Origin of the sequence: Enterobacter cloacae complex sp. ESBL7 (genome assembly GCF_041679625.1) — a bacterium.
GTDB classification, from domain to species: domain Bacteria; phylum Pseudomonadota; class Gammaproteobacteria; order Enterobacterales; family Enterobacteriaceae; genus Enterobacter; species Enterobacter asburiae_B.
This window is the reverse complement of record NZ_JBGORN010000001.1, coordinates 300,470-319,340: the sequence shown is the minus strand read 5'-3', so window position 1 is coordinate 319,340 and position 18,871 is coordinate 300,470. Positions and strand designations below refer to the sequence as shown.

General features: G+C 57.4%; 11 protein-coding genes and 1 pseudogene. All 12 read right to left on the bottom strand.

Annotated features, from left to right (window positions below):
- Positions 1-14: 14 nt before the first annotated feature.
- The 12 genes and pseudogenes from tssA to tssK all read right to left on the bottom strand — a co-directional run bounded on the left by tssA (position 15) and on the right by tssK (position 18,864).
- Positions 15-1,622: a type VI secretion system protein TssA gene (gene tssA, locus ACERY3_RS01545; RefSeq protein ID WP_373224935.1), complete on the bottom strand. Its 1,608-nt coding sequence runs from the start codon at positions 1,620-1,622 to the stop codon at positions 15-17.
- Positions 1,619-5,026, bottom strand: coding sequence for an ImcF-related family protein (locus ACERY3_RS01540; RefSeq protein ID WP_373224934.1), 3,408 nt, complete (start codon positions 5,024-5,026; stop codon positions 1,619-1,621). Before ACERY3_RS01540 ends, tssA begins: the two co-directional genes overlap by 4 nt.
- Entirely contained in the window at positions 5,019-6,227 is a 1,209-nt protein-coding gene (locus ACERY3_RS01535; RefSeq protein WP_373224933.1) for a hypothetical protein, read from the bottom strand. The genes ACERY3_RS01540 and ACERY3_RS01535 overlap by 8 nt, the downstream gene beginning before the upstream one ends.
- Positions 6,228-6,229: 2 nt before the next feature.
- Complete coding sequence (locus tag ACERY3_RS01530; RefSeq protein ID WP_373225542.1) at positions 6,230-6,493, bottom strand: PAAR domain-containing protein; 264 nt, start codon at positions 6,491-6,493, stop codon at positions 6,230-6,232.
- A gap of 63 nt (positions 6,494-6,556) precedes the next feature.
- Positions 6,557-7,144 carry a hypothetical protein gene (locus tag ACERY3_RS01525; protein ID WP_373224932.1) on the bottom strand — a complete coding sequence of 196 codons (588 nt, stop codon included), beginning with the start codon at positions 7,142-7,144 and terminating at the stop codon, positions 6,557-6,559.
- Positions 7,141-9,129 (bottom strand): hypothetical protein, encoded by a 1,989-nt coding sequence (locus ACERY3_RS01520; protein ID WP_373224931.1) that lies wholly within the window; start codon positions 9,127-9,129, stop codon positions 7,141-7,143. The genes ACERY3_RS01525 and ACERY3_RS01520 overlap by 4 nt, the downstream gene beginning before the upstream one ends.
- 270 nt (positions 9,130-9,399) lie before the next feature.
- Positions 9,400-11,757, bottom strand: coding sequence for a type VI secretion system Vgr family protein (locus tag ACERY3_RS01515; RefSeq protein WP_373224930.1), 2,358 nt, complete (start codon positions 11,755-11,757; stop codon positions 9,400-9,402).
- On the bottom strand, positions 11,750-14,458 hold the full coding sequence (tssH, locus tag ACERY3_RS01510) for a type VI secretion system ATPase TssH (protein ID WP_373224929.1): 2,709 nt from the start codon (positions 14,456-14,458) through the stop codon (positions 11,750-11,752). Before tssH ends, ACERY3_RS01515 begins: the two co-directional genes overlap by 8 nt.
- A 180-nt stretch (positions 14,459-14,638) precedes the next feature.
- Positions 14,639-15,130: an Hcp family type VI secretion system effector gene (locus ACERY3_RS01505; RefSeq protein WP_373224928.1), complete on the bottom strand. Its 492-nt coding sequence runs from the start codon at positions 15,128-15,130 to the stop codon at positions 14,639-14,641.
- Between the two features lie 18 nt (positions 15,131-15,148).
- Positions 15,149-16,867, bottom strand: coding sequence for an OmpA family protein (locus ACERY3_RS01500; protein ID WP_373224927.1), 1,719 nt, complete (start codon positions 16,865-16,867; stop codon positions 15,149-15,151).
- Positions 16,819-17,517: a type VI secretion system protein TssL, short form gene (gene tssL, locus ACERY3_RS01495; protein ID WP_373224926.1), complete on the bottom strand. Its 699-nt coding sequence runs from the start codon at positions 17,515-17,517 to the stop codon at positions 16,819-16,821. Before tssL ends, ACERY3_RS01500 begins: the two co-directional genes overlap by 49 nt.
- Positions 17,514-18,864 (bottom strand): annotated as a pseudogene (tssK, locus tag ACERY3_RS01490) (type VI secretion system baseplate subunit TssK). The gene tssL and the pseudogene tssK overlap by 4 nt, the downstream one beginning before the upstream one ends.
- Positions 18,865-18,871 lie beyond the last annotated feature (7 nt).

The window sequence follows — 18,871 nt, the reverse complement described above, 5'->3', positions numbered from 1 at the left end:
TAGTCTGAAAGCGATCAACTGCAGAGCACCATGGCCCGGGCAGGATCGAGGTTAACCAGCGAGGCCAGCAGGCTGTCCATCTCCGGAGCCAGCCGTGTACGCTCACTGTCGTGACGCCCCGCCCGCAGGCGAAGCAGCTTCAGACGCCGGGCAAGCACTTCAAACAGCAGCCCCGGCTCCCAGTCCGCCAGCGTCAGTTGCGGTGCCTGCGCTGCCAGCTCGCCCAGAAGATGCATCGCCATGTCATTGCGGCCATACTGCTCTGCCACGCGGGCCATCAGCAGGCGCACCATCCACCGGCCCCGTGGTGTCTCAAAACCTGGCCGGGTCTGCAGCCACGTCAGGGCAGCCTCCGGCCCGTCACTGTCCCCCTTCGCGGTCGCCTCCGCTTCCAGGGTCTGTATGTCCTCATCCACCGCGACTGTCGTCGCAGCAGGCTCATGTCCAGGATGCCGGGGTGCCTCATTCACGCGTTCCGCAATCCAGTGCAGGGTGACCTCATCAGCAAATGGACTACCATCGTTCCAGGCCAGTGTCTCAATACCGGGCAGTCGCGTCAGAAACAGCCGTAAATCCGCCAGCACCGCATCTGCAATAACCTCGGGTTGTTCCCCTGCCTTGCTCAGCCCCTGCCAGAGGTACCACTGCAAATCGAGCCAGAAATGATTGACGCCTTCAGCAAAAAACTGTTCGGACAGGGTCACCAGCGCCGACCAGCTTTGCTGGCGGTAAAGGCGGATCAGCTGTGCCCGGTAATCGGCACGGGGGGGATTAAGCCGGGTTGTCCCGTCCGCCGCCAGCGGAGGCAACTGCTCAACGGTGTCCCAGCGAACGGTTTTCATCAGACGGTGTGCGGCCAGCCAGCCTGACGGCTGTTCACCCAGCCAGCGGGACAGCTGGCGGGTCTGTTCCAGGACATCCCTCGCGGACAATTTTCCCGGTACCGCGCCCCCGGAAAAGGGTTGCGGAGCAGGAGAAGCCCCCTGAGGGCTGACATTCTGGGGCAACATCGTCCCCGCGCCCCCGGCATTTTCAAGCTGTACGCGCAGGGCCTGGCATAACCCCGTGAAGACAGGCCGTTCCGCTTCCGGCCATTGACTCACCGCCTGGTGTAACTGCAGCAGGGCCATTGCCACCGTGGCCGTGTCTTCCGCCACTACGCCAGGAAAACGCCCGAGACTGTCGATAATGCGCTCACTGTTGAGCCATTCCAGTGATGCCCGTCTGGCATTCGCCCGCTGAGGATGCAGCTGAACGCCAAAACGTGACACCAGTCCGTACAGCAGCAACAGCCCCTCACTGAGTCCCCGGAGCCCCTCATCCTGTAGTCGGACCAGGGTATACCAGGTCACCACGCGGATATCCTTGGCCGTATGGCAAAGGAACGCTCCCGCCCGCAGACAAAGCTGCGGCAGATCCCCGCCTGAGGTTTTGTTTATCTCCTCACGCATCCACAAAAAATCGTCCTCGTAGGCCGGATCTTCGCCCGCTGGCACCGCATCGCCAAAAGGCTGCAGCCAGTCTTCCAGACCCGAGAGCGTCTCCTGCGCGACCTGCAGTAACCGCTGCTGTGTCTCTGCATCAGGTGCGCTCAGGTGAAGCAGTTGTTCAGGGGCATTCATTCGTTGTCCTCCCCGGATAAAAGGGACGCATCAGGCTTATCGGATATCACGTCATGTGGCCCCGCAAAAATCGTTTCCGGCAGACGAAAGTTCCTGAGTTTCAGTAATGCCAGAGGCCCGCCACCCAGTTCGCTGCGCAGGACCATACTGAGCGGGTGACCGTCGGCCGTCAGCCAGAGAAGCTGAGTACGGCTGCTGTCCAGCGGTGTGGTTCTGGCCTTCTCCAGCAGGCGGATAAGACTCCATACGCCCTGCTGACTGTCATACAGCTGAAGCCCCCCGTTACGGTTACTCTGCCAGCTCAGGGACTCCCCCGGGCTGTAGGTGTCCCCCGGCCAGGCGAAGCTCTGCCAGCTTTCCATCTGGTTAAAGTAATCCAGTTGTTGTCCGTCCACCGTCAATTGCATCCGGGCCACGTCTTTCGACGGTCGGGGCAGGAGTTCAAAATGAACCCCGGCATCACCTCCTGCAAAGACGATGTCGGAAAGCGCGGTCAGCTGGTTCACCGCCGAGAGAAATGCAGGGTTAATACGCATCCCCTGACTGGCCGCAGGATCCACCACCCAGCGATTGCCCTCCAGACGCAGCATGCCCCCCAGATTCGCGTGCAGAAAGGTGGAAATCCGCCCTGTATCCGCCCGTAAAAACTGTGCCAGCATCGGTAAAGAGGCATCACTGCCGGTGGCGCTGAACGGATAACGTCCGGTAAAGGCGGTATTCCATGGCCTCACAATGGCGCTCTGCCAGCGGGCGTTCAGCCCACCCGCCGCCGGGGCCAGTACCTGACGCCAGGCCAGATCCAGCGGCTGAACAAACAGTGCCTGACCGAATCCGCCCCACGCCTGCCCGAGACTCGCGGCCACCAGGCTGCCGTAGTCGCGGGTGTCGGTCAGATCGCCGGATTTTCCCTGAAAGACCGCCTGCGCCAGCGCCTGTGCCATCTCCTGCGGATCGGGGGCGCTGGTCACCTGTTGCAGTTTCAGCCGCAACTGCGTGACGCGGGTAAGCCAGGCCCCGAAACTCAGGTTACCACTGTTGTCGCTGCCCTCATGCCCTGCCATCAGCCCCAACAGGGGACCAAACACGCCATCCAGAGGACCTTCCGGCCCCCGGGCCTGCGCGGCAAACTGCTCGCCGTTCGTCACTTTCCCCATCAGTTTTTTCGCTGAGTTCACCAGCGTGTCTGCCAGTGCACCGCCTTTCTGGCCGGTTTTTCCCTGATAGCTGAGGGTGTTCATCAGCGCCACCAGGGGAGACTGCCGGGCATCAGACAGCAGGTTAAGCTGAGCCATCGCGCCGGACAGTGACGACGCAGGATGCCAGCGGATGCTGTTGACCATACCGAGCCAGGCGTTGCCAAAATCGGTAAAATAGCGTTCCGTCAGCCTGGCCTTTAACGCCTCCGGCGACGCCTCGCTGCCGGGTTTGTTCGCCTTGTCGGTCAGCACCCAGTCAATCTCCTCCCGACGGGATTTCACGACATTATCAATGGCGCTCTGCACCTGTGACTCCCAGGCCTGACGAGTGAACATCCCCGGCACCACCTCGTCGGTGGAGAACAACGAAGACGCATCCGTATCGCCGGTCATATCGGCCAGCGTCAGGTCCGGCCAGTTGCTGGCAATCTGTTTCAGCATCTGCTGGTACAACCCGGAGTCCGCATTATGCTGACCGATTTGCTTCAGCAGGATCTGACGCACGGTCCCCACCAGTTCGCGATCGGGCGTCACCGCCCATTCCGGGTGCGCCGCCAGATTCTGTCCCCAGAACCCCGCCAGCGAGGGTGCCAGCGTCTGCCAGGTGCCCGCAGGCACGCCATCACGCTGCGGCCAGGCCGTCAGGATATATTTTGCCATCCAGGCAGCATCCGCTTTATCCGGGCGCGACATCATCAGATAGTCTTTCAGCAGCCCGTAAGCCTGCTGCGCCTCCTTCGTCCGCGCATCGCTCGCAGGCGGCAAACGAACAAAGGCACGAAGACGGGTGCTGAGCTGTTGTGCGGTTGCATCACGCATCAGCAGGGTATTATTGCGGGCATAAAGCGGCCACAGAGCCGCAAGCGTATCGTGGTCCTGATTGAGGCCAAAACGGGTGTACCACGGCGCTCCCCGGGCTTCCCGGTACTGAAGACGGGCAATAGCCTGCTGCAGCGCCATCTGGTGATGCAGTCGGGCGGCCAGCGAACTGTGGGTATCCGCCGCCTGGCTGGCAGTCTTCTGCGCCAGATAAATTTGTGTACGATTCACGGCAAGCGACAGGCCGGTGCCCGCGCCCCACAGCACGATGAGCGCCAGCAGGAGAGCTTTTCCCCGGGTTGTCCAGTCCGTCGTGATTTTTCGGGCGCGAACCACCACGCTGTCCTGAGCAATGGTCTGCCATCCCGGCGAGGACAGCGCACTGTGAGGGAGCGATGCGGTACGGATCTGTGCCGGACTGAAGACGAGGCCACGCAGATGATAAGGTGCCGTTGCGCCCAGCAACCCGGTCACCAGCGTCTTAATATCGCTGCGCAGGGTATCCTGTAACCGGGACGACAGACTCAGCAACCCGTCGTGGCGCAGGTCATTCAGCACCGCGCTCATCCCAGTCTGACGCAGACGGGGAACCAGCGCATCCACCTGTGACAGTAAGGCTTCCGGTGTGCTTCCCGGTCCCGACAGAGCCGCAACCGCCTGGCTGGGTCCGCCCTCAGAAAACCCCTGATGTGCCAGCGGCAGCCACAGCCAGACCGGTGCCAGCCAGCCCAGGAGCTGGTCAGCTTTCTGACGGTAACGGATACAGGCATCACGCGCCTGCTCATCGGGGAAAGCGTCCGTATGCACTATCTGGACAATCCCGCTCAGCGGCTGACGGGGGCGAAGCTGTCTGAGCACAGATAAGACGTTTTCATCCGGTGGCAACTGCGCATCGCCACCGTAAACCAGCAGACAGCCTTCAACATCCTGCCAGTGCTCACTGCTCAGCCTGGGGGCAGCGCTCTCCGTATCTTCCGGACTCCCCGTCACAAGGAAAATACGGACTTTCTTTTGCCAGCGCGGACCGTAACGGAGCTGAAGGTGATCGCGGATAGTTTCAACACAGAGACTTTTTTCACGACTTCCGACCTCGGGGAGGTCGGTTAATATAACCCCGACATCCTGCTTCCGGTTTGCGCCCCACTGATAATACAGACCGGATTTACCTGAAGCATTGAACATCTGTTCAGCCAGCCAGCCCAGTAAAAACCAGATAGCAGCCATCAGCGAACAACAGGTGAAGATCCGCTGACCATCCCATGGACCAAGCCCTGTTGTGGACACCATTGTTTCCGGAAAGGCATAAAACAAAAAAGCCACGATCACCGTCAGAAAAAACAGAACCGCAACAGTCGTGCCAATCAGTGTTTTCACTTTTACTTTAGACATTCCCTTGCCGTTCCTCGTGCATTTTTTCTTTAGTGATAACCATGACCCAAATCTCATCAATATCAGCTGCTGGCTGGGCGGCAATAAGCTGGGGTCCCCTTGTCTCACAAACTGCTTCAGCCAGCCCTGCGGCAACCCACAGCGCCGCCTGACCGCAATACCCCAGGACAGAATCGAAGCAAACGTTGTTTTCTGACAGACTGTATGTCAGTCCATTTTCTTCACAGGCCGTATTCCAGCTCGCGCCCGTCTCCAGCAGTGGGCCACTACTCCACCCGGCCTGTAACGCGCAGCCATCAATTCCGGCCCACAGCAGGGCTCTGTTCAGGGTTTTCACGAGGGTAGTCTTACGACCTTTTTCAGGTCTGTGGAGACGAGGGGCGTCAGGAAATGCCACCGATTTACGGTTACAGAGCACCATCATTGTCACAGCATCAGCCTCTCCAGCCCGGGGAATGGACGGAAGAGAAAATGTGACAGCAACAAGGATACCCGGCACCTCATGGCATTGATCCAGCCAGAAGTCAAATGCAGCCGCTCCTCTCTCAGAGAGAAGATGAAAAGTACTTCCGGTCACCTGCAAAAATTTATTGATGAGAAGAGGCTTAACCTCTGACTCCAGGTCAGTGTCACAATCCAGCGCCAGCCAGCAGGCGATTCCCCGGGGAAGATGTTTTACCACTCCAGCCAGACTCGATGACAGTTTGTTAACCGCATCATCCAGCGCCTTCGGAAAATCCTGTCGAAAATCAATCATTGCGGCATAATTGACCTGTGCGGAACTGCCCCGTGATGGTGACAGTTCCGCGACGGGTGATGCCTTGCTGATGGCAGACAGCAACTGCCCGGGTTTATTTCCGGCGGCGAGCTGGATACGCGTGGCGAGGATCCAGGCACAGCGTTGTCCACGACGAATCTCCTGGTCAATAAGCGCTTCACGTGCCACATTTCGGGACTCAGCGGCAACCTGCTGAATTTTGTAACCAAAACGCCGGACTGAAAAAATCAGGCCCCAGCAACAAAAAGGTAATCCCAGCGCGGTGAACCAGAAAACAAATCCTGTACGTTCTGACGTCCATCGCCAGAACGTCAATATAATTCCAGTCAGCATGACAAATGCGAGAAACAGCAGCCAACGCCGGGTGTCTGGACGCCGGACCTTCGCCGCTTTCTCCGGAATAGCATCCAGCCAGACAGGCATATTCAGCCCACCTTCGCCAGGGAGAAGGAGCTAATCAGTGTACAGCCACAACCGCATTTATGGCCGTGAAACGCCACGGGAACACCATGATCAAGATAATCAGGATTACCCTCAATAATCGTAGTGGGACCATGACCGTTAACCGGGCAGGAAACTTTGTCACCTTTACGGGCAACGCCGATACCGCCGAACTTCATGGTTTCTGAACCAGTGAGAACCGCACCACCGTGGGTGGTTTTATCCCCCTTACGAATAATAGGTAACATGAGTAAATTCCTTATTAAAAAATCAAAAAAAATGCGAATATATTTCATTGTCTCACCCTGTGCTTACCAGGTGTTTTTAAAATCGATTTGACTCAACAAGGTTGATTCAACCCAGCCCGTGATTGTACGCCCTGATTTTGTTTGATACGATACTTTGCTATACTCTCCTTCTATTCCTAAAAGATGAACATAATCTCCATTAATGATAAATGTTTTAGTTTGTCTCATAACTGAGTCTTTTTTATCAAAGAAATACACCCGTCCCTTACTTCTAACCCGATAAACAACATCACCTAAAAGACAGTATTTCTGAGCTTTCTCATATTCTCTATTATAAGTTAGTTTGATTGGTTTTTCTGGATCGATAGTCGTGTTAAGTAACTCGCCATTACTCTTATCAAACACTATCCATCCTATTGTTCCTGTACCATCAGTATCAACCTCTAGTTTCGCTCTAATTATTTCACTATCATCCTCATCAATTATTAAATTTACTTTTCGCGGCTTAACACCCCAGTCATTGAATGGATAATTACTACTTCTCACTAACTCAGTAAAGTATGAATAACACTGTTCTGGAGTCGCTGAATATGACACAGACAAAGGAAGCAAGGAAAACAATGGGATTATTATTTTGATATGAATTTTCATTTATCCTCTTTATTGATTTCATCGATAAATGGGTGCCTCATTTTAGAAATTGCAGTTCTATAATGCTCTTGTACTGAAGGATCTCGTGAGTGCCAGCGTGCCCAATTACCACCATTTCTGTTTATATAATCAACTTTATACTCCATTGCAGCTAAAACTGATGGGAAAATTATATAACCTTTTTTCCTGCTTGTTACTTGCTGATTCCCACCCTGACCACTTAATCCTTTGTTTTCAAAAGCCCACCAAATTCCAATAGGTGTATATTCTGGATGTAATGAAAACAGTGACTCATTCCAACCATATCCTGGTGGTTGAGGATTTCTACCTGATACCTCCATGCCACCCGCACCACATCGTTTATACTGTGTCGATTGGAAGTGACCAGTTTCATCCCGATAAAGCTGCTCTATTATTTTAGCCATATTATAGCCATGTTCTATATAAATGGTCCTTAAAGCCTCTTTAGCATCAGAAGGGGTATAATTCCTGTACGTGGAAACCGTCTGGATCTTCAAATAGCCAAGAAACATTATTGGATGCATATGCCACAGTGATGGCCCCAGTTTTAATTTACTGGCATCCTGCATCCAGGCCATCTTGTCGATAAAAGCCTCACTATAAGCCTTCCATTCCGGTGCTTCTTTCTTTAACGGTTCCAGAAATGACTGCCATATTGCATCGCCTTTTTTGTGATACCAGTCGCTCGGATGCTTCACTATCGCTTTTTGCACAACATCCTGGTAGTCCGGTCGGTGAATCGCCCGCAGGTATTCTCCAGAAGAGTAATACGGTTCCCCGCTGTCAATCTTATTCAGCAGGTACTGGTAACCGTGTTTTGCCATTGCATGGCTGGGACGCGGATCGTTTTTAGCCACTTCCAGAATCCATTCAAAAATACGCCGCACCAGCCCCACTGGCTGGGTTTTACCATCAAGGTAATCAAAACTCGGAGGGTCTACAATTTCCGTTCTGAAACCCAGTTTCCCCAGGTCATACTGAGATAATAATTCCGGTTGAGCCTGACCTTTGGGAACATAGCCATTTTCAGGGGGCAACAGCCAGTATTCCTGGTTTGTGGTGGTATCCGTCTCTGTTCTCAGGTCGCTCAGTTTCAGCAATCCGGCCCTGTTGGTCACTCTGCCGTCTTTCCCGAACGTTCCGGCCCGGATATTTTTACTGTACAGCTCCAGATCCGGCGAATACTTCAGCCACAGCGGATGTTCAGCACCGGCCTTTTCCGGATTGTTGAGAAACTGTGGCAGGTTATCATCCATACTGAAGCACTCAATATGCACCTGATAACGCGAGACATAGCTGCCATCTTTCGGCGACTGATAATATCCCAGATGCCCAACCGGATCTCCCGCGTGGATAGCGAAAGGCTCCGGACATACCACCTGGTCAAATACCATGCTGTCTTTCGCCGGTGGCATCAAGGAACGCCACCATGCAGGCAGCACCACAGAACCAGCCCCCGGAGCGATATTGTTGTTATCAACCAGCATCCAGTACTGCTGCCCGGCTTTAAGCGATGTTTTTACATTGTTTTTTTGTGCTTCTTCATTCAGCCCCTGGTAAGTCACCAGCCCGTATTTGCGCTGGTTGAAGCCCATCACGTGCAGACTGTCGTCAGACTCATCCCATTCGACAATGGCACCTTTCGGGATCGTTCCAGCCCGGTAACTACTGTTTACTGAATCCGGGTTATGGCTTGCCGCAACCATGAGCCAGTCAGGATGATAAACCGACAGTGCATTCTGAACGGTCCAGAGGGGTTTATCCTGCTGTTCGTCATAAGCCGAATAAGGGGCCAGATGCATATAGAGAGTATAAAAATGCAGGCCGCTTTTTTCCGTCTCCCCCGGCTGAATATAGTGACGAACCAGCAAAAATGAGCCGGAAAACAATAGCGGCCCGGATTCCCATGGAATATCGAGATAATCCTGGCAGATCCGGTAGGCAACGACTTCTCCGTCAGCCATACAACGCACAGCCTGCTCCCCCTTGTACGCCACAGGGAAGTCTGTGTGCTCTGATACCGCTTTGCCACTAAGTGCACACCAGGGGGTCGTGACCTGCGTGATATGGATCCCTGGATGCCACATCCCACTACGCCCGACAAGAAAAAGTCCCGTAGGCTCTCCGTTCAGATGAGCAAGCACATCCTCCTGATGACTAAACGCATTTCCCCTGCGATCGGCAGGAACCGGCCATACAATTTTGGGTATAACAGACACGATGTTTTATCTCCGTCAGTCGTGAAATGACTTGCTGTCGATATGCTTCACTTCCGTCAGCGTGGATACGCCGAACTCTGAGGTATCTGCAGAAAGGCTCGCTCCCGAGCCAGGCACCAGATACTCCGCCACCTTCATGATCATCTTCCCTTCAGAGCCATGCTCAATGCCGTTCTCGCTCAGCTTCAGGTAAGAGCCGCCACCGTTCAGCGTCAGCGTTTTCGGCGTGCTGATGATGATTTCATCCTCTGTACTGGTGATGGTGACCTGCTTCTCCGCGCTGAGCGCCATCGTATTGTGCTGGGCCTGGATGGCGATATCCCCCTGACCGGCAATCAGTTTCATCCCCTCTTTATGCGCAAAAAGCCCCAGTGACGCCTCTGCCGCCACCGAGACGTTTTTCATCGCCCCCAGGTCAAGATGCTGACCGGCGTTGACCATCACGTTCTGGCTGGCCGTCAGTTGTACATGTTCACCTGAGGTGAAGGCCACGCCACGGGGAGCGCTCGCCAGCAGTACCGCAGACTGCAGCTGTTTCAGCCGCTCATCAAGCAGCGCCCTCTGGGCCCGGATATCACAGGTCAGCGCCTGTGCCGCCTGCGCCGCGTCATGCAGCGCCTGCATTTCATTATTCGCCTGCGTTATCTGGCTGACCGCCGCGCTCATCTCCAGCACCAGGCCCTGTGCTTTCGGCTGCTCGTCAGCGCTCAGAAACAGTCCACGCGCCGCACGAAGGGCACCGTATTCGTCGGTGCGCAGCTCAAAGCCGGTTCCCCGGGGCTGGCGCTCAGCGTTGACCAGATGCCCCATATTCAGCTGGCTCTTGCCGTATTCCGTCGCCAGTTTGATGTGCTCCTGCGCCTGCTGGTCCTCCAGACGCAGCTTGTTGTTGGACGGGGTACGCAGCACGTTACGGGTATGGTTGTCCTGCGTCACCGGGTCCGGGTGCTCTGAATCATGCAGGGCGCTGGCGATATAAGGCCGGTCAGGGTCGCCTGCATCAAAGGCGACCGCCACTTCCGTGCCGTCCAGCAGCGGGGCGTGCCAGCCGTATTCATATCCGGCGTACGGCTTCGCGAGCCGCAGCCAGAGGTACGCGTCTCCGGCACTGCTGTCGCTGCGGTCCACGTTGAGCCGGACGCGATAGCGCCCCTGGAGGTCCAGCCAGGCATAGCTGTCGCCCGTGGTCTCACTTTCCACACGCGCCACCAGCGTTCCGGCAACCACCGGACGGGCGACCAGAGGAGGACGAAAGCAGACCGTTTCACTGTAGGGAATAGCATCAAAATCCAGAATAAAGCTGCTGCTTCGGGAGCCACGAGTGCGAATACGGGTGATGACCATCCCCTCTTTCAGGCTCTCCGGCAGGGAAACGTCGCTCTCCAGCACCTGGCCGGGTAGCAACTGCGGACTGGTCGAGCGCCCGGTGACCTGATGCTGTGCGTTCAGGAGACGCTCATGGCGAAGCCGGGCATAAAAGGCCCCGGCTTCCGGGGTATCCGTATCCCCTGCCGACAGAAAAGGCTCCGCGTAGTGGTAGACCTCTCCCGTCGTGATACTGTCGTCACCGCTGAGACTTTCCGTGCTGTCCTGAGGTATCAGCGCCTGCCGGTAGTTATAGTCCCGGGTGGTCACACGGTTGCTCACCACCTGATGCGAAGTGCGGATAGCCCAGATGCTCGCCTGACCGTTATCACTGGTCCCCGATGGAGAACGTAACGGTATCCGCATCCCGAACAGATACTGCGCCTGGGTATCCATGAACACCACAACATCCATCTGGCGTTTTTCATCCATCTCCGTGCGCCAGAAAATCCCGACTTCCGCCAGGATTCGCTGCACAAACGCCAGGTCCGTCTCCTGCCACTGGGTAATGAGTTCACGCACCGGGTAATCCCGCGCCAGATGAAACACAAAGTCCGGGCCTTCCAGGCCATGCGAGCGCAGTATCTGCTCCACCAGCTCCGGCACGGTAACATTCTGGTAAATGGCACTCTGGCGGGTGAACTGCAGCAGCGCAATGCGCGGCACCAGGGTGAGCTGGTATGTCGTTTCATCCGCCGATGTGGAAAGTCGTCTGAAAGACCGCACCACACCGTGCAAGGTACGCAAGGGGGTGGCGGCCCTGCCGTTAAAATCCGGCACCTGAAACGTAAATGACGCAAATTTCAGCAATAGCGCATCACAGGCGATATCCGCCGCCCCGCAGGTCACCCGGATATGATAATGCCAGGGCGCACTGAGGGATTCTTCGGACCTGAACGACAGCACATCCAGAAAATGCGGGCATTCATGCACATCCAGACGGTAACGGGACTGGCTGATAAGCGTCTGAGCGGCCAGGTCTGCCAGACCGGTCAGTATCTCACTCATGGTTCACCTCTTTTTCCGGGGCCACAAACGCCATCACGATACCTTCCTCATCATGCCAGCCGAGCGTCAGGTGCTGCGGTTTCTGTCCGGCAGCGAGGTGATGCAACAGTTGCTGGCTCAGCACCGGCAGTATCTGCTGGTTAAGCAGGCTGTCGATATTACGCGCCCCGGTGTCCGGCAGCAGACAGGCCGCCGCCAGCGCGTCAAACAGGCTGTCATCAATGGTGGTGGTGATGCCGTAGTGGCGGGTGAGTCGCTGAGTGACTTTCTCAAGCTTCATCGCCACGATGGTGCGCAGCGGCGCTTCGCCGAGCGGGCGGTAGAGTACGGTCTGAAAACGCGCCAGCAGCGCGGGCTGGAAGTGGTCGCGCAGCAACGGTCTGACCAGTTCATGCAGTTCGCTGTCGGTGGTCTGCGGAGCTTCCGTCAGTTGCTGCATGATGTGGTCGCTGCCGAGGTTCGAGGTCATCAGGATGACGGTGTTGCGAAAATCAATTTCCCGGCCTTCGCCGTCGCGCATGAAGCCCCGGTCAAACACCTGATAGAACAGGTTCATCACGTCACGGTGGGCTTTTTCCACTTCGTCGAGCAGCACCACGCTGTAAGGGCGTTTGCGTACCGCTTCGGTCAGAATACCGCCCTGGCCGTAGCCGACGTAGCCCGGCGGGGAGCCCTTCAGCTGCGAGACGGTGTGCGGCTCCTGATATTCTGAGAGGTTGATGGTAATCAGCGACTTTTCACCGCCGAACAGCGCGTCCGCCAGGGCGTGGGCGGTTTCGGTCTTGCCGGTGCCGCTGGGTCCCGCCAGCAGGAACACGCCCTGCGGGCCGTTCTCCGGCGTCAGCCCGGTTTTTGACGCCCGCAGACGCTGTGCAATGGCGGCAAGCGCCGTGTCCTGACCCACCACGCGCCGCTGCAGCAGGGATTCCAGATGCAGCAGCTCCGTCTGTTCGTCTTTCAGTAATGACGAGAGCGGCACGCCGGTCCAGTCGGCAATGACCTCCGCCACCATCCGCACGTCCACGTCCGGGCACAGCAGCGGGCTGTTCTGCTGCAGGGCGTGCAGTTGTTGCTGCAGTTCTGCGGTCTGCTGTTGTGATTCGGGCGCATGGCGGCTGTCCTGCAGCTGTGCGACCAGTTTTTTCTCTTCCTGATAGCGGGCTTCGAGCAACTGCTGCTCCGTGGTGAGCTGACGGGTCTGCTGCGCAATCTCTGCCAGCCGCGCGGTCTTCACGGTCTGACCCACAGCCTGGTCTTCCAGCAGAGCCTCTTCTTCCAGCACCAGCGCATTCTCCTGCGCCGCCAGCCGGGTGAGGGCTTCCGGGACCGTATCGAGGCTCATGCGTACGCGGGCGGCGGCGGTGTCCAGCAGGTCCACCGCCTTGTCCGGCAACTGGCGTCCGGTGAGGTAGCGCCGCGACAGCGTGACGGCAGCGCGAACCGCCTCATCGCTGATATGTACGCCGTGGTGCTCCGCGTAGCGGGACTTCAGCCCCCGCAGCATCAGGCAGGCGGTGTCGTCGTCCGGTTCGTCCACCTTAACCATCTGGAACCTGCGCTCCAGCGCGGCGTCGCGCTCGAAGTACTGTTTGTATTCGCTCCAGGTGGTGGCGGCGATGGTTCTGAGTTCCCCCCGGGCCAGCGCCGGTTTCAGCAGGTTGGCCGCATCTGCGCCGCCCGCCTGATTGCCCGCCCCGATGATGGTGTGAGCCTCGTCGATAAACAGCAGCACCGGTAACGGGGACTGTTGTACCGCATCGATGATGTTTTTGAGGCGCTGTTCGAACTCGCCTTTGACACCGGCCCCCGCCTGCAGCAGACCGAGGTCGAGGGTGCGCAGGATGACCGGTTTGAGGGACTCCGGGACGTTGCCTTCTGCGATACGCAGCGCCAGGCCTTCCACCAGGGCGGTTTTGCCGACGCCAGGTTCGCCCACCAGAATCGGGTTGTTCTTGCGACGACGGGAGAGAATATCCACCATCTGACGGATTTCATTGTCGCGGCCAAACACCGGGTCGATTTTGCCGTCACGGGCTCTGGCGGTCACGTCGGTGGTGAAACGGTCGAGGACGGCCAGCAGGGTCGCCGTGGGTTTACCTTCTTTTGTGGCTGATGTGGCTGAGACTACAGTCTCGTCAGCACCAACCAGGCGGCCGACAAACGTCACCTTATCACCGCCGGTATCGTCGCATGGGCCGTTCCCGGCCATCAGCGCAGCCTCCTGCTGAACGTCAGGGCGCTCTTCCGAATAACCATCCAGCAGCGGACGCAACGCCGTGAGCTGCCCTGCGGTCAGGGAGAGCAGTGGCCAGAGGCCGTCGCAGAGCAGCATCGCCGGTTTATCCTTCATCGCCATCAGCAGGTGAAGACTGCGTATCTGCTCGTCACCCGCCATCGAAGCGCACAGCCAGGCCTGACGCAGCAGTTCGTTAAACTGTTCTGACAGCTGCGGTCGCCTTCTGACCGAACGCGGCAGCCGGTCCAGATACGCCAGTAAATCCTGCCAGACGTCATCCATATTCCATTCATAACGGCGGGCCAGCACGGTGAGGTCACCTTCACCCTGCTCCAGCAGCTTCAGCAGCCAGTGCTCAGGATGAAGCTCCGCGTGGGCCCGGGTCTGGCACAGCGTGGCTGCATCCTCCAGCGCCCGGGCGCAGAACGGGTTGAGACGACGCAGCAGTACAGCAGGATTTTCCATGTTCATTTACTCGCAGTCGGGGACCTTCAGGCACGCTACCGCCCCTCGCTGTTTCCTGGTGTTCAGGAGACCAGAGCGCATCAGGTCAGATTTCCGGATTGTGTTGTTTTTTGCTCAGCATCCGTACAAACAGACGTTCAGCAAAAAAAGCAGACAGGGATAACCCCGCCTGCTGACGTATTACGCGGTGGCGCGTTCGTTCCAGGCATCGGAGTGCATGATGTTGCCCTGAACGGTATGCCAGGTGATTTTCTCGTAACGCAGCGCCACCTCTTCCAGGTGGTTGTGCTTCTCCTTCGTCGGGTCCTTCACGTCGTGCATCACCGGACTGACCTTCACTACCTTCACGCCTTCCAGCGTGACGTTGAAATACACCTCCTCCTGACCCGCATCGTTGATGCGATACCAGTTGAATTCGGCGCTTTTCAGGGTCTGTCCGGTGGTCACCGCCTTGTACAAATACGGGCTGGAAGAATCGATTTCCTTGGTCAGCACCACCGGTGTGTGGATACGCGTGCCGGTGAGCTTGCCGGTGTTGTTGTCTGTCGGGATATAGACCTGGTGGTCAAACGACTGAACCTCAACACTCCCTTCACGGTCCTTCACATCCACGGAGCCCTTAATGTCCGCGCCACCATCGTCTTTCAGCCACAGATAAACCGGAATTGCCATATTGTTGATTCCTTTTACTTATTGATGTTGAGAAGCGCCACCATCCTGTGATGGCATCGGGTTTGTGCCCGGTATCCGGCAGGCATCCGCCTGCGGGACCAGACGGATTTCAACCCGACGGTTGGCCGCCCGGCCCGCCGTCGTGTCATTGGTCTGCAGGGGACGTGTCGCCCCGTAGCCCTGCACCGCAAAACAGCTTTCCGGCACGCCACCGGTGTCCCGCATCCAGTCGCGTACCGCTTCCGCCCGCTTAAGGGACAGCATCTGGTTCAGCGACGAGCTGCCTGTGTTGTCGGTATGCCCGCTGACCACAATCAGCCAGCCGGGCCTCGCCTTAATACCCACCAGGGCATTCACCAGCACCTTTGTGGAGCCGGGTTTCAGGGTGGCACTGCCGGGGTCGAACAGCGACAGGCTGTCAAGCCGCACAATCTGCGGAGGTGCTGTGGGTGTTCGGGAACGGTCCTGCGTTGCCTGGGGCACAACTGGTGCAACGGTATCGGTAACCTGCTGCAATGCCCGCAGCAGCGGCTCGCCGGTATACAGCCCTAATCCGTAACGCAGTGGTTCACCCTGTCGCTGCCAGCGTTCAAGCTGAAGTCTGCGCTGCGTCACGGCAGGCAACACCTGAGACCGACCGGATACAGGATGTGTACGCCACCGGGTCAGCAGGTCATGGGTACCGTTAATCAAATGGGCGTTGTTAACGGTGGAAAATGCCAGGGCGGTCAGCAGGCACCCCGTCAGAAAAGCCAGCGTATAACGCGCGGCAACCGAATGTCCTACCGGTGACGATGCGCGGGCAAGCACCGGCAACAGCACATCCACGAAGGTCATGGCTTCGCAGGCAGGCGCAGAGGTAACGTGGTAACGTACTGCCGCCGCACGTATCAGCCAGCGTTGCCAGAGCGAGGTGTCAGCTGTCTGCAGTGCGTTCAGACGAAGCACCACCGCCAGGGGCGATACCACGGGAAAATAATCATCAGGACGCGTCAGCTCACTGAGCATGAAGGACCGGCAGAACGCCATCGCCTGCGACAGCACCGGTATACTGGCAATATGATTATCCTGCTGCTGCCATTCACTGAAGGCATACACCTCACCATCATCCGCGCAGGCACTCACCTCCCGCCCCTGAATGATGAACCAGGGTGTATCATGTCCGGCAAACATGCACTGCAGTACCACCGGCAGCAGAATGTTGTGCGTATCCCTGATGCGTTTAATCTGCTGGCGCAGGTTTTTCAGCGACAACCGCAAAGCCACCTCATCATCCCGTCCGTCTGGCTGGCAGCAGTACACCACCGATAACCGCCCCGAGAGCGCTGGCGAGTGACTGAGCAGGTGACTGACCTGTGCCGACAGTGCCCCCGGCTCCCCGGTCAGTAGCCAGCACCCGGTGGACGTTTTACGAAGCAGCTGCCCGGCAAACATCTCCTCCGCGCCATCCCCGCACACCAGCGCCACCGGGCCGTGCACGTCAATACCAGAATACACCTCGTCAGATACGGACTCTCCCGACAGCCGTCTGCGATGAAGCACCCACCCCATACCCACCAGCAGCGTCAGCACCGTTAACAGACTGCGACTCAGCACCGAAAACGGCACAAATCCCCACAACAGCCACATTGCCGCGCAGAAGCAGATCGACACGAACAATACGGCGCGGAAAGTCAGTGATATCCGCATCAGGAAGCGAACCCCGACAGATGTGTCGTCAGTAACGACTGCAGCCAAAGGTGTCCCCCCCACCAGGCCAGCCCGGTCACCAGAAGAGCCGAGACCAGCCAGAAACCGAAGGTGCGCAGCAGACCAAAACGATGACGGGTACGGTCATGCACAACGAGGGAAAGATCAGATGGCAACGGCGGTACTCGCGCCGCCAGCGCTTTCAGCACCGAGTCCCGTTGCGAAGTGTCGTCTTCTTTCAGGGTATATACCCCCCGGAAACCAAAGACCAGCACACGGTGATAGCAGGTCAGTACCGCCTGCACTGGCGCAGGCTGATGCAGCACATCGGTAATACGCTCCCACAACGTGCCACCGGCCTGCAGGGTACTAAAATACCGGGCCTGCAGGGGAGCCGCTTTCCATTCTTTCGGCACGGGCTCCGTACGTGACGCGTCGCCGGAGATCACATCACTGTCCACGGGGATCGCATGAAGCCTCAACACCGCTTCATCCAGCAACGCACACTGGGCATAAGAGATATGCTCGCGACTGGTCTTATCGTACCCCGCCAGCTCCAGCGCTTCACGAACCCGCTCAACTTCTGCACAACAACGCTGATACAGTATTTTTCCTTCCGGCACGGCAGCCCCCCGCCGCAACAGGGAGACCATCAGCCAGGTCTCCGCCATCAGTTCGTCAATATCCACCCCGGTCATGAGCGCAGCACCGCAAACAGTTCAAGCTCCACTGCACCCAGCAACGCCGGGACGTAGAACAGGCATACCCCCTGCTCCAGCATGGCGCGAGCCGCCGGATTATCCATGTCCATGGCAAAGTACTGATTTTCGAGACGAACAGGCAGGGCTGCTGGCACCCGCGAGACCGGCATTAACGGGATCCCCGCCAGTGCCAGACTGGAAATCGTACGCACATCATCGGGACTACCCGCCTTGCACATGCCGGGGAATTGCTCTGCCAGTTGCCAGAGCGGAATATCCGAACGAACAGACAGCCAGAAATCCGCCTCTTCACGCAGGCGAATATCATGAAAGGTCGCTTTCCACGTCTGTTCATCAGGCCTTGACATATCCAGCGCTACCACACGTGACGGCAGACTGGTTTCCAGCAATTCCGCAATCAGATCAAACAACGGCGGAAAGGTTCGTGCCGGATCATCGTGGTAATACTCCGGGATCACATCCGGTTCATGCTCCAGCGAGAACGTCAGCATGCTCCCTGCCAGGCGGGGTCAGTTCCGCCCAGACCCTCTCAGGAGGACGCTGTGGCTGATGCTCATACCGGGTCAGCACGCGGGCATGCGCATTCAGGGCATTGAGCAGCCAGAACAGCGACACGTCTGCGACAGCAAAGTCGGCCAGACGGGCATTACTTTCGCGCCGCATGGACATCAGCCGGGTTCGTCGGGAACGAAGTTGCCGGTTCAGTAACGACAGACGCTCACACATCGCCGTACTGGCCGAAAAAAGGGCCATGGGTGGAATAAAATCAGGATCTCTGTGCCAGCCCCCCTGCTTATCCCGCACCAGACGTGCAACCGGACAGGTCAGCCATGCCGCATTGTTTTCATGTGCATAACGGACAGACAGATTCAGACGGGCAACCGCAATGGACTCCTCCTCCTGACCAAACATATCAGGGACTGGGATCCACTCCTCGCGAAAACGCAACGGTTGCCCGCTCACGACGCCCTCACTCTGTACGTTCACCATTCCTGGCTGCATCAGAGGTAAGCCCAACAATACCGTTACCGCATCTCTGCCAGAAAGCGCCTGCTCATCCAGTTCCCGGACATCCGGTCCCGGATCACAGTTCTGCGTATCCACCAGCGTGCCATCCTGCAGCCAGAGCCGCAGCGCAGTAAACTGAATACGCCCGAAAGACAACAGATGCTCATCCAGCTCAGCGCGTTCAACGCCCCACGGGTAAGGCGATGTCAGTGCGGACACGCCCGCACGGATAAAGTTATCCATGGCAGACTGCTGCTGAAATTGCTGAGGGGAGAGCAGCACACCCTCGTTCCATAACGGACGATAAATCTTCATGACTGCA